Source organism: Aquibacillus sediminis, assembly GCF_005870085.1.
Classification (GTDB): domain Bacteria; phylum Bacillota; class Bacilli; order Bacillales; family Amphibacillaceae; genus Aquibacillus_E; species Aquibacillus_E sediminis.
In genome coordinates this window covers 58,151-70,660 of sequence record NZ_SZNM01000019.1, presented here as the reverse complement: position 1 = coordinate 70,660, position 12,510 = coordinate 58,151, and the positions used below count along the sequence as shown (strand labels likewise).

The following is a 12,510-nucleotide window of genomic DNA, read 5'->3' as shown; positions in this document are numbered from 1 at the left end:
TTTTAAATGAGTAAGATCCCTCAGAGACGATGAGGTTGATAGGTCCGAGGTGGAAGCGTGGTGACACGTGCAGCTGACGGATACTAATAGATCGAGGACTTATCTATATTTGAGTTTTAAATGTTTGATTGTCTTGAGACTTTCTTATCTAGTTTTGAAGGTGTATAGCTAATTAAATACATCCATGTTTAGTGGCAATAGCGAAGAGGCCACACCTGTTCCCATGCCGAACACAGAAGTTAAGCTCTTCAGCGCCGATGGTAGTTGGGGCTTTGCCCCTGCAAGAGTAGGACGCCGCTAAGCAAATTTGTTCACCCCTTGAGAATTTAGATGTTCTCAAGGGGCTTTTAATTATTTTAAAACAGAATTAAATAGTACGGTCATTATACTGAATGTGGCTGTTCTTTATAGCAGAGGAACGGATGTCCGTGGCGCCCCAAACATAGCTAAATCCATCCATTATTAAAATTAGTACAACTACAATTAAATATGTACAAACAATTTTCCGGTTTCTTTTCATAGAATGAAATATAACTATTTTCAAAGATAAATGTATAATGTCTGTTAGATTAGGAGAAACTAAGCTAACGGAGGTGGAGATAATGAAAGTAGCAGAAAGTAAAAGAACTTGTGGCATATGTGATGAGACAAAAAGCAAAGGAATTTATCTATATAATTTATTTGTTTGTAATGAATGTGAACAAAAAATGGTACACACGGAGCCAAATGAGGAACAATATCAATACTATGTAGACAAACTAAAAAACATGAATCAACCGACCCTATATTCATAGAATTTAAACCCTTATCGTTTTCCACTAGCGATGAGGGTATTTTAATGGCAAAATGTATGTATATTTAGGTTGTTTTAATTGGAGGGAGAAAACAGAGCTTTATGAAGGAACTAAATGCACCACTATATAATACATTAGTAAATACCGCGGGAGAACATCCTATTTCTTTCCATGTACCAGGGCATAAAAATGGAGAAATATTTTGTAGTGAGTCAAGGAAATTTTTTGAAAATATATTACCTATTGATCTAACAGAACTTCCTGGATTGGATGATTTACATGCACCGACAAGTGTGATAGCAGAAGCACAGCAATTAGCTGCTAGTTGGTTCGGAGCTTCGCAGACTTACTTTTTAGTTGGTGGTACTACGGTTGGTAATTTAGCAATGGCTTTAGCTACCTGTGACAATGGGGATAAAGTTATTGTGCAACGTAATTGTCATAAGTCCGTACTAAATGGTTTAGAGTTGAGCCAAGCATCCCCCATTTTTTTAGCACCAGAATATGATGGCGATGTAAATCGATATACTTCTCCTGATCTAGACATTGTCAGACAAGCAATTGATTCACATAAGGATGCAAAAGCCATTGTATTAACCTACCCTGATTATTTTGGCCGCACATATGATATTCAGTCGATTATTAAATATGCACACCAGTTTCATATTCCAGTCTTAGTGGATGAGGCGCATGGTGTACATTTCTCAGTGGATGACTTTTTTCCTCCTTCTTCTCTTGAGTTAGGTGCTGATGTTGTTGTTCAATCTGCACACAAAACAGCACCAGCAATGACAATGGGTTCTTATATGCATGTGAATTCGAAGTTAATAGCACCTAAAACAATTGAACATTACTTACAACTATTGCAATCTAGTAGTCCGTCATACCCGCTTATGGCTAGTTTAGACTTAGCTAGATATTATTTAGAACAATTGGACGGTAATAATATAGCGAACTTAAAAGAAAGCATTAGTCGTTTAAGAGCAATACTTAATAATAGTGATCACTGGGAAGTTCAAACTATAAAGGAACAAGTGGACGACCCATTAAAAATAACACTAGAAACAACAGGTGGTTATACAGGACATGAAATAGCAAACCAATTTGAGACATTTGGAATATATCCTGAACTTGCAACAAATAGTCAGGTGTTATTTATTCATGGACTCGCCAGTTTCCATAAGTGGTCAGAAATAACAGCTGCTATCGAAAAGATAAACCAACAATTAAAAATCAAGCCAAACCATGCTACAATAGATGATAGTAACACTATTTTTAAAGATTCAATCTCTCGTTTAGTTTATACGTTTCCCCAAATGCGAAAAATGAAAACAAAATTGGTTTCATTACAACAATCAGAAGGACAAGTAGTTGCTGAGTCAATTATTCCTTATCCTCCTGGAGTTCCTTTACTTTATAAAGGGGAACGAATAACAATGGATCATATAAACATGATTCAAAGTCTTTTAAATAAACATACAACATTTCAGAATCAACATATTCATGAGGGTGTTTATGTATTTGTATAGTGATAGAGGAGAATGATTGTGACTGGATATTTTATAACTTTTGAGGGTGGTGAAGGTGCAGGAAAAACTTCTGTACTGAAAGCCATAGAAAAACGGCTGAAACAGGATGGGTATGATGTCATTTCAACACGAGAGCCGGGTGGCATAGTTATTGCAGAAAAGATACGACATGTTATTTTAGACCGTTCCCATACGGAAATGGATGCGAGAACGGAGGCGTTATTGTATGCCGCAGCACGCCGACAACATCTAGTGGAGAAGGTGCTTCCTGCTATTGAACAAGGAAAAATTGTATTGTGCGATCGGTTTGTTGATAGTAGTTTGACATACCAAGGACATGCGAGAGGAATAGGTATGGAAGAAGTTTATCGTATTAATCAGTTTGCAATAGATGATTGCATGCCAGATTTAACATTATTCTTTGATATTAAACCAGAACATGGTTTGAAGAGAATAGCAGCTAATAACCAGCGTGAATTAAATCGTTTAGACGAAGAAAATATTGATTTTCATTATAAAGTCTATGAAGCATATCAACTACTAATTGGAAAATTTCCGCAGCGAATACAGAGCATTAATGCTGAACTTGAGCAGATAGAAGTTGAACAACTGGCATATAAAAAAATTGCTTCGTTTCTTAATCTATAGAGAATATTTATTTTAATTAGCATGAGTAACACAATATGAATAGAATAATGTAAAAGATAAGGGAGGACTCTCGGTGAAACTTATTATTGCTGTTGTTCAGGATAAGGATAGTAATCGATTAGTAGATGCCCTAAGTGAGGAAAACTTTAAAACAACTAAATTGTCTACTACTGGTGGCTTTCTTAAGGAAGGAAATACAACTTTAATGATTGGTTGTGATGATGGGGATGTAGATCAAGCACTAGATATCATTAAAGACAATTGTAGCCAACGAGAACAAATGATTGCGCCTATTTCTCCAATGGGGGGAAATGCAGATTCCTATATCCCAAGGCCAATTAATGTAGAAGTAGGCGGGGCAACGGTCTTTATTGTTCCTGTCGATTCCTTTTTACAATTTTAATAGGAAGGGGTGTTTCTATGAAAATCACCCAAGATGTGCGTTCACAACTGGAAACAACACAAAAACAACCTCTTCACACATCCAATCAAAGTGATAAATTTAGTTCTTTAATGGGGTCACATGCAGAGAAATTAAAAGAACAAGAGTTACAAAAATTATTGAAGGATTTAACAGCTCAAGGGGAAAAAATTGCAAGATTTCGTTCTTTTCGAGATCTAGCTAGATATAAACGGATGGTAAAAGGCTTTATTGAGGAGTCTGTACAGTATGGTATGGATTTAAAACATTCTCGTAGTTGGACAATGGAAGGGAATAATCGAAAGTTAACAACTGTAGAAGAAGTTGATAAAAAACTTATGGAATTAACAGAAGTTGTCATGGACCAAGAAAAAAAGTCAATTGGAATTTTAGGGCTAATCGGAGAAATTGAGGGCTTACTAATTAATTTATATAGGTGAGTTATACTTTAAAACACCCACTCGTTTTTTAAATCCTTTTCTCGAAAAGAAAACGAGTGGTTTTTTACAATAGCAAATGCACATGAAAAGTGAGAAGTGGGATAATTCAAGCAGGCTCATCAGGCATCTTATGATGTGAGTAGAGTATTACCGGAGCGACTTGTTTGCGCTTAGCTTGTAAAGGATAGTAGAGGTTACTAAACATGATATAGTAAATAAGTATACAATAATAGTCGCGAGGCCTACAAAAAAGAAATATGTACTGTTCAAAGGATGTAATCAAATGAAAACATGGTCGGATATGTCACAGGTACAACCATTAGTAGCGAAAATGTTAATGAATAGCATAGCAAAGGACCGTATATCACATGCTTATTTATTTCATGGTACGAAGGGGACTGGAAAATACGAATTAAGTTTACTATTGGCAAAAACGATTTTTTGCCAAAATAGAGAGAGTACTGAACCATGCCATAAGTGTGTCGATTGCCATCGAATTGATAGTGGCAATCATCCAGATGTACATCAAATTATTCCGGAAGGACAATCGATCAAGAAAGAGCAAATATTACACCTTCAAAAAGAGTTTAGATATACAGGTATGGAATCAAATCGGAAAGTTTATATCATTAAAGATGCAGATAAAATGACAGGTAACGCCTCCAATCGATTGCTAAAATTTTTGGAAGAGCCAAGTAAATTAACAACAGCAATATTGCTAACGGAAAATAGTCAGTCCATCTTACAAACAATCCGATCAAGGTGTCAAATTATGTCACTTAAACCATTGAATCCAACTAATATAAAAAAAAGATTAGAGCAAGAAGGGTTATCTAGTTCTAACGCTACACTTGTTGCTGCATTGACCAATGAAGTCACTGAGGGATTGGAAATTAGTAAAGATGAGTGGTTTGCTAATGCTAGAAAGTTAGTGGTACAATTAATAGAAGTGCTCCAGGAAAAACCTAATGAAGCTTTATTGTTCATTCATAATCAATGGATGCAACATTTTAAAGATCGTGAACAGTTACAACGAGGCTTGGATTTACTTTTGATTTGGTTTAAAGATATCATATACAAACAAGTAGACCATGAGAATGCGATTATATTTATTAGTGAGATGGAAAGGTTGGACAAGTCCTCTATGTTATGGTCGCGAAAACAAGTTACAAATACATTAGGCGAGATCATGGAGGCTAAGCGAAAATTAGATCAAAATGTAAATCCTGCTTTAGTAATGGAGCAATTAACACTTCATATTCAGAGGTGAAAAAAATGGTAGAAGTGATTGGTGTCCGTTTTAAAAAAGCGGGTAAAATATATTATTTCGATCCTGATCAGGTAACCATCCCAAAGAATGACTACGTGATCGTGGAGACAGTCAGAGGAATAGAATTTGGAAAAGTGGTTATTTCTAATAAGCAGGTCGATGAGGAAGATGTAGTGCTTCCATTAAAAAAAGTCATTCGCGTTGCAAATGACAAAGATAAATTAACCGTTGCTGAGAATCAAGAGAACTCTCAAGAAGCGTATCGAGTATGTCAACAGAAAATTACGGAGCATGATTTAGATATGAATCTTGTGGATGTAGAGTATACATTTGACCGAAATAAGGTTATTTTTTATTTTACTGCAGATGGACGTGTTGACTTCAGGAATTTGGTAAAAGACTTAGCAGCAATCTTCAAGACACGAATTGAGTTAAGACAAATTGGTGTTCGTGATGAAGCTAAGTTATTAGGAGGAATAGGACCCTGTGGTAGAATGCTTTGCTGTTCAACATTTTTAGGAGATTTTGAACCAGTTTCGATTAAAATGGCAAAGGATCAAAACCTATCGTTGAATCCAGCAAAAATCTCTGGGCTTTGTGGTCGATTAATGTGTTGTTTAAAATATGAAAATGATGACTATGAATCGGCGAAAAAAGAATTACCAGACCTAGGAGAACAAATAACCACCCCTTATGGAAGAGGAAAAGTGGTTGGTTTGAATATACTAGAGCGTCTTATTCAAATTGAAATTCCTGAGATTGAGAGAGTTATTGAATATACATTAGATGAGCTGATTGATGAGGGAGTTATTACACCACAAGCCACGGAATAATGGGGTGGAGATAGCGTGAATAAAAAAGAAGTCTTTGAACAAGTATCGTATATGGAAGAACAAATTGGGCAACTTTATCAACAATTAGGTGACCTGAAAAATCATTTAAGTAATGTATTAGAAGAAAACCATCGGCTTTCAGTTGAAAATCATCATCTTCGGAATCGGTTGGAAAGAGCAAATCAAGAGGCCGATAAACAAGAAAATGGTGAAGAAGCGCATGATAAGGATCTCTCTATTGGAGAGGGTTATGATAACTTGGCAAGACTATATGAAGAAGGCTTCCATATTTGTAATGTTCATTTTGGTAGTCCAAGACAAGATGAAGATTGCTTATTCTGTTTGTTATTTTTAAATAAGACAAAATAAACCTTCTAACGATGGCGCCTAGGCTAGTTTATTTGTCATTTTGTATGATACTCATCATAGGTAAGAAATCTTCAGGAAGCAATGGATATATGTAATGGACTGACTAGCGAAGGTAAACATACTTTCATATGTCAGTCCTTATTTTTTATCATGTGATCGGTTGGGAATAGTAATACTAAGTTTTGGGTGTGAAAATACGTTCTGATACCATTTTAAAATAAAGTATTGCACATAAGCTGTATTATGTGACATAACCTTCGTAATTTAGCTCTCTCTCTATTATTCTGATTGAAAAAAGTGATATACCATCGCTGCGGCAGAATACTCCGCTTTCCATGGGCACGGCCTCAGCTAACTTGGTAAAGAAAACCACTTTACCAAGTGGATCTTCGACTCGTGCTGTTCCCATAGGAGTCTACGTATTCTGCCTTCGCTGGTGTGAGTTTTCTGATTAATGATAAGTGCGTATACATAATCATTCAGAGGGAAATGTATTGTAATTATTAATTACATATGAAACAACCACTCTTCAAAGTTCAATGCACTCGAACAGCGGAGGAAATACACGGAGACTCCCGAGGCCCGGCAAGGGTTATGCAGGCGTTGTCCGACAAGGACGGATTTAGCCTGTAATCCCAAAAGTTCATCGGTGAGACCCCGCAGTGAGGTACGAACGAGGAGGCTCACCAGCCCCCACAGGAAAGCGTAGTGTATTGCCGTAGCGACTTTTAAGCACTCATTTTTTTAGAAGAAGTGGCGAGTTATGTCGCATAATACAAATTATGTGCAACAAAAAGTGGCTATCTGTGATGTGAATATTGGAACTAAAATAAAGGAGTACAGCAATGGTTCAACTTAAAGATGATGAACGTTTAGATGATTTATTAGCAGAAGAGAATATGCGTATTATTCAAAGTCCATCAATTGGTGCCTTTTCTATGGATGCTGTTTTGCTTGCAGACTTTGCTTATGTTCCTATCAAAAGAGGTAAAATAATGGATCTTTGCACAGGAAATGCGGTTATTCCCTTATTGTTAAGTAAAAGGTCAAAAGCAGCAATTACAGGCGTGGAAATACAAGATAGGGTTTATGATATGGCAATAAGAAATATTGAGTTAAATGGACTACAAGAACAAATACAATTGATTCATGGTGACTTAAAAGAGATGCCAAGTCGATATGGCAATAATAAATTTGATGTCGTTACGTGTAACCCTCCTTATTTTAAAACGAAGGAAAAAGAGCAGCAAAATAAAAATGATTATTTGACCATTGCTCGGCACGAAATTTTTTGTAGTTTAGAGGATGTGGTGCTTGCCTGTAGTAAACTTGTTCGCTCAGGTGGAAAGGTGTCGATGGTTCATCGACCAGGTCGTTTAGTGGAGATTCTTACCTTATTTAAAAAGTATAAAATAGAACCAAAGCGAATGCGACTCGTTTATCCAAAACAAGGAAGAGAAGCGAATACGCTATTAATTGAGGGGGTAAGGGATGGTAATCCAGATTTGAAGATCCTTCCTCCATTATATGCGTTTGATCATGCTGGACAGTATACAAAGGAATTAGAGGAAATTATCTATGGTAAAGCAAGATAATCATTATGTTTATATTCTACACTGCAAAGATGGAAGCTACTATACAGGCTATACCAACAATTTAGAACATAGGTTACACATGCATGAGATTGGAAAAGGAGCAAAGTATACAAGAGGGAGGGGTCCTTTTCAATTAGTGTATAAGCAACTGTTCACATCTAAGCGTAAGGCAATGCAAATGGAATACAAAATTAAGCAATTAAGTCGAAAGGAAAAACAAGACTTAGTTATTTCTTATAAGGAAAGGCATGATCAAATTGAAGACACAATTTAGTTTTCAAACACAAACGAATAATGGAACGCTTTATATAGTCCCAACTCCAATTGGTAATTTAGACGATATTACATTGCGAGGATTAAAAACCTTAAAAGAAGTGGATATCATTGCAGCAGAGGATACTCGTAATACGAAAAAGTTACTTCATTACTTTGAAATAGATAAACAGCTAATGAGTTATCATGAACACAATAAAGTGGCACGTGAGTCGAAAATGATTGACTTGCTTAAAAGTGGTTCGGATATCGCTTTAGTCAGTGATGCTGGGATGCCCGCTATATCAGATCCAGGATATGAGATAGTTAAGGCTGCTGTTGAAGAAGACATACATGTTGTTGTACTACCAGGAGCAAATGCAGCATTATGTGCATTAGTTGGATCAGGAATTTCTACAAAAGAATTTTATTTTTATGGCTTCCTTCCAAGAAAGAAAAAGGACCGTGACCAGGAAATGGACTACTTAAGAACAATAAGAGCTACACTTCTTTTTTACGAGTCTCCACATCGAATTAATGATACATTAGAATATTTACATAAAAAATTAGGGAATCGTGATATATCTATTGCCCGTGAATTAACCAAACGTTTTGAAGAAGTGGTAAGAGGGTCTTTAGAAGAAGTAATCGATTGGGCAAAACAAGCTACCCTTAAAGGTGAATTTTGTATTGTCGTAGAAGGTAATCACGAACAAGATTCTAGCAGTGAACTGTTGTGGTGGAGTAACCTTTCCATTGAACAACATGTTAACCATTATATTGAAATAGAGAATTACAAGAGTAAAGATGCCATTAAAAAGGTCGCAGAAGAAAGAAAGCTACCAAAGCGCGAGGTATATCAAGACTATCATGTGAAAGAGTAATAGGAGGTATAAAGGCTAAGTACATACAGATAGACGTAAAATGCTGTTTATTTTACTTATTTTTTGCTAAGCTTTTAGAATAAATATAATTATATAATAAAATAAGAGTTAATAATTACAATTATAATGGAAAATTGAGGTTAAAACCGCTAAAATATTAACAGACTTAATAGTAAAAGGCTCCTATTTAGGCTACTTGATACATAATAGAGGAGGTATAAGATAATGCCGAATGAAAACAAGACTTTTTATATAACTACTCCAATTTACTACCCAAGTGGTAATTTACACATTGGACATGCTTATAGTACGGTTGCTGGTGACGTGATGGCAAGGTATAAACGTTTACGTGGCTATGATGTCATGTATTTAACAGGTACAGATGAACATGGCCAAAAGATTCAAAAGAAAGCGGATGAAAGTGGTGTTACACCAATACAGTATGTAGATGAAATTGTTAGTGGAATAAAAGATTTGTGGGAAAAATTGGATATCTCTTATGATGATTTTATTCGTACAACAGAGGACCGTCATAAACAAGTGGTGGAGAAAATTTTTGCTCAATTACTAGAGCAAGGAGATATTTACTTAGACGAATATGAGGGCAGTTATTGTACATCCTGTGAGTCTTTCTTTACAGATCGACAATTGGAGGATGGAAACTGTCCAGATTGTGGTGGACCAGTTGAAAATGTGAAGGAAGAATCTTATTTCTTTAAAATGAGTAACTATGTTGATCGTCTATTACAGTTCTATGAAGACAATCCTCAATTTATTCAGCCAGAGAGTAGAAAGAATGAAATGATTAACAATTTCATTAAGCCTGGTTTAGAAGATTTAGCTGTTTCACGTACATCGTTTGATTGGGGAATTAAAGTTCCAGGTAACCCGAAGCATGTAATCTATGTTTGGATTGATGCACTATCAAACTATATCACAGCATTAGGCTATGGGACAGACCAAGACGAACGCTATCAAAAATATTGGCCGGCAGATGTACACTTAATGAGTAAAGAGATTGTACGTTTCCATACGATTTACTGGCCAATTATGTTAATGGCTTTAGATTTACCATTACCGAAAAAGGTTTTTGCTCATGGTTGGATATTAATGAAAGATGGTAAAATGTCCAAATCAAAAGGGAATGTGGTTAGCCCAGTAGATTTAACAGAACGTTACGGGCTAGATGCACTACGTTATTATTTACTGCGTGAAGTGCCTTTCGGCTCAGATGGTGTATTTACGCCAGAAGGATTTGTCGAAAGAACAAACTATGATTTAGCAAATGACCTTGGTAATTTACTAAATCGTACAGTGGCAATGATTGTTAAATATTTTGATGGTGAAATTCCTGAGTTTAAAGCATCTGAAGATCAGTTTGATGAACAGTTAGAGCAATTAGGTAAAGAAACAATTTCAAAAGTGGAAGAGTCATTAGATGAAATGGGATTCTCTGTTGCACTAACAACGATTTGGCAATATGTAAGTCGTACAAATAAATACATTGACGAAACACAACCATGGGTTCTAGCAAAAGACGAGTCACAAAGAGAGCGTCTAGGTAATGTCATGGCACATCTTGCTGACTCATTAAGAAGAATTGCTGTGCTATTGCGTCCATTCTTAACACAAACTCCAACTAGCATTTTTGAGCAACTTGGAGTGGTGAATGAAGAGGATAAGAATTGGGAAAGTCTAGATAAATTTGGTCTAATTCCAGCAGGAACAAAAGTACAAAAGAAAGACCCGATTTTCCCGCGCCTAGATGTTGAAAAAGAAGTACAAACGATTAAAGATATGATGAAAAAGCCAGAACCAGACAAAAAGGAAACAGAACAACCTGAGAAAGATGAAATTGTTTATGATGACTTTATGAAACTAGACCTGCGTGTAGCAGAAGTAACCCACGCAGAAAAAGTGAAAAAAGCAGATAAACTATTGAAAATTCAAATTGATTTAGGTGCTGAAAAAAGACAAATTATCTCCGGTATTGCTAAATACTATCAACCAGATGAGTTAATAGGAAGAAAAGTTATTTGTGTAACAAACTTAAAACCTGTTAAATTACGTGGTGAACTATCACAAGGTATGATTTTATCTGGGGAAGATGAAGAAGGAAATTTATCATTAGCAACTGTTGAACAATCATTACCAAATGGTTCTGTAGTAAAATAAATACACATATGGACGCTTATCAATTACGATAAGCGTTTCTGTTTTCATACAAGGTTATTTTCAAATGTACCCAAATGCCATGCGAATTTCTTTTTGGCAGACAAACTCAACTTGGTACAGAAAATTCGTTTATTGTACCGAAATGTCGTAATGACTTAAGTTTTGGTACAGAAAATTCGTTTATTGTACCGAAATGCCGTAATGACCTAAGTTTTGGTACAGAAAATTCATTTATTGTACCGAAATGCCGTAATGACCTAAGTTTTGGTACAGAAAATTCGTTTATTGTACCGAAATGTCGTAATGACTTAAGTTTTGGTACAGAAAATTCATTTATTGTACCGAAATGTCGTAATGACCTAAGTTTTGGTACAGAAAATTCATTTATTGTACCGAAATGTCGTAATGACCTAAGTTTTGGTACAGAAAATTCGTTTATTGTACCGAAATGTTGTAATGACTTAAGTTTTGGTACAGTAATACAATATGAGAAGGAGGCACCATACATGCTTTTTGATACACATGTCCATTTAAATGTAGAACAGTTTAGAGAAGATCGTGAAGAGGTAATGCAACGTGCAAAACAAGCGGGTGTGGAATATATGGTGGTTGTCGGCTTTGACCATGAAACCATTCCTAAAGCAATTGAACTAGCTGAAAATAATGACAATATGTATGCTACAGTTGGCTGGCATCCAGTTGATGCAATTGACATGACAGAAAAAGAGCTAAATTGGTTAGAGGAGTTAGTAGAGCATCCCAAGGTAGTTGCATTAGGGGAAATGGGACTTGATTATCACTGGGATAAATCACCAAAAGATGTACAGAAAGAAGTATTTCGTAAACAAATTCGTTTAGCGAAAAAAGTAGAAATGCCGATTATTATTCACAATCGTGAAGCAACAGAAGATATCATAGAGGTCTTACAAGAGGAAAATGCAGCAGAGGTCGGTGGTATCATGCATTGCTATAATGATTCCGCTGACTATGTGCAGGAATGTTTAGATATGAATTTCTTCATTTCACTAGGAGGGCCAGTTACATTTAAAAATGCAACATTACCGAAGGAAGTTGCAAAGGTCGTACCGCTTGATCGGTTATTAATTGAGACGGATTGTCCATTCCTTGCCCCACATCCTAATCGAGGGAAACGAAATGAACCAGCATATGTAAAGCTAGTAGCTGAAAAAATAGCAGAGTTAAGAGAAATATCATTCGAACAGGTTAGTCAAGCTACGACAGAAAATGCCTTGAAATTTTTTAATATCGAAAGGTAAAAGCATTTGTCCAAAAAAAACAT

General features: G+C 35.8%; 13 protein-coding genes and 2 rRNA genes. All 15 read left to right on the top strand.

Going from position 1 to position 12,510, the window contains the following annotated elements:
• A 23S ribosomal RNA gene (locus FCI53_RS15845) occupies window positions 1–107 on the top strand; the annotation flags it as partial.
• Window positions 108–187: 80 nt separating this feature from the next.
• Window positions 188–303 (top strand): 5S ribosomal RNA (gene rrf / locus FCI53_RS15840).
• 299 nt (window positions 304–602) lie between these two features.
• Window positions 603–794, top strand: coding sequence for a sigma factor G inhibitor Gin (locus FCI53_RS15835; RefSeq protein ID WP_138420025.1), 192 nt, complete (start codon window positions 603–605; stop codon window positions 792–794).
• A gap of 101 nt (window positions 795–895) precedes the next feature.
• Window positions 896–2,323: an aminotransferase class I/II-fold pyridoxal phosphate-dependent enzyme gene (locus tag FCI53_RS15830; protein ID WP_138420024.1), complete on the top strand. Its 1,428-nt coding sequence runs from the start codon at window positions 896–898 to the stop codon at window positions 2,321–2,323.
• A gap of 18 nt (window positions 2,324–2,341) precedes the next feature.
• Window positions 2,342–2,971 (top strand): dTMP kinase, encoded by a 630-nt coding sequence (gene tmk / locus FCI53_RS15825; RefSeq protein WP_138420023.1) that lies wholly within the window; start codon window positions 2,342–2,344, stop codon window positions 2,969–2,971.
• Window positions 2,972–3,044: 73 nt separating this feature from the next.
• On the top strand, window positions 3,045–3,374 hold the full coding sequence (locus FCI53_RS15820) for a cyclic-di-AMP receptor (RefSeq protein WP_138420022.1): 330 nt from the start codon (window positions 3,045–3,047) through the stop codon (window positions 3,372–3,374).
• 17 nt (window positions 3,375–3,391) lie between these two features.
• Window positions 3,392–3,832 (top strand): YaaR family protein, encoded by a 441-nt coding sequence (locus tag FCI53_RS15815; RefSeq protein ID WP_138420021.1) that lies wholly within the window; start codon window positions 3,392–3,394, stop codon window positions 3,830–3,832.
• Between the two features lie 283 nt (window positions 3,833–4,115).
• Complete coding sequence (gene holB, locus FCI53_RS15810; RefSeq protein WP_138420020.1) at window positions 4,116–5,102, top strand: DNA polymerase III subunit delta'; 987 nt, start codon at window positions 4,116–4,118, stop codon at window positions 5,100–5,102.
• Window positions 5,103–5,107: 5 nt separating this feature from the next.
• Window positions 5,108–5,935, top strand: coding sequence for a PSP1 domain-containing protein (locus FCI53_RS15805; protein ID WP_138420019.1), 828 nt, complete (start codon window positions 5,108–5,110; stop codon window positions 5,933–5,935).
• 15 nt (window positions 5,936–5,950) lie between these two features.
• Window positions 5,951–6,304: a DNA replication initiation control protein YabA gene (yabA, locus tag FCI53_RS15800; RefSeq protein ID WP_138420018.1), complete on the top strand. Its 354-nt coding sequence runs from the start codon at window positions 5,951–5,953 to the stop codon at window positions 6,302–6,304.
• A gap of 845 nt (window positions 6,305–7,149) precedes the next feature.
• Window positions 7,150–7,899 carry a tRNA1(Val) (adenine(37)-N6)-methyltransferase gene (locus tag FCI53_RS15795; RefSeq protein WP_138420017.1) on the top strand — a complete coding sequence of 250 codons (750 nt, stop codon included), beginning with the start codon at window positions 7,150–7,152 and terminating at the stop codon, window positions 7,897–7,899.
• Complete coding sequence (locus FCI53_RS15790) at window positions 7,883–8,173, top strand: GIY-YIG nuclease family protein (RefSeq protein ID WP_138420016.1); 291 nt, start codon at window positions 7,883–7,885, stop codon at window positions 8,171–8,173. Before FCI53_RS15795 ends, FCI53_RS15790 begins: the two co-directional genes overlap by 17 nt.
• Window positions 8,148–9,035, top strand: a complete 888-nt coding sequence (gene rsmI / locus FCI53_RS15785) for a 16S rRNA (cytidine(1402)-2'-O)-methyltransferase (protein ID WP_342774224.1) — start codon at window positions 8,148–8,150, stop codon at window positions 9,033–9,035. Before FCI53_RS15790 ends, rsmI begins: the two co-directional genes overlap by 26 nt.
• 225 nt (window positions 9,036–9,260) lie before the next feature.
• Window positions 9,261–11,210, top strand: a complete 1,950-nt coding sequence (gene metG / locus FCI53_RS15780) for a methionine--tRNA ligase (RefSeq protein WP_138420015.1) — start codon at window positions 9,261–9,263, stop codon at window positions 11,208–11,210.
• A gap of 506 nt (window positions 11,211–11,716) precedes the next feature.
• Window positions 11,717–12,487, top strand: a complete 771-nt coding sequence (locus FCI53_RS15775; protein ID WP_138420028.1) for a TatD family hydrolase — start codon at window positions 11,717–11,719, stop codon at window positions 12,485–12,487.
• Window positions 12,488–12,510: the final 23 nt, after the last annotated feature.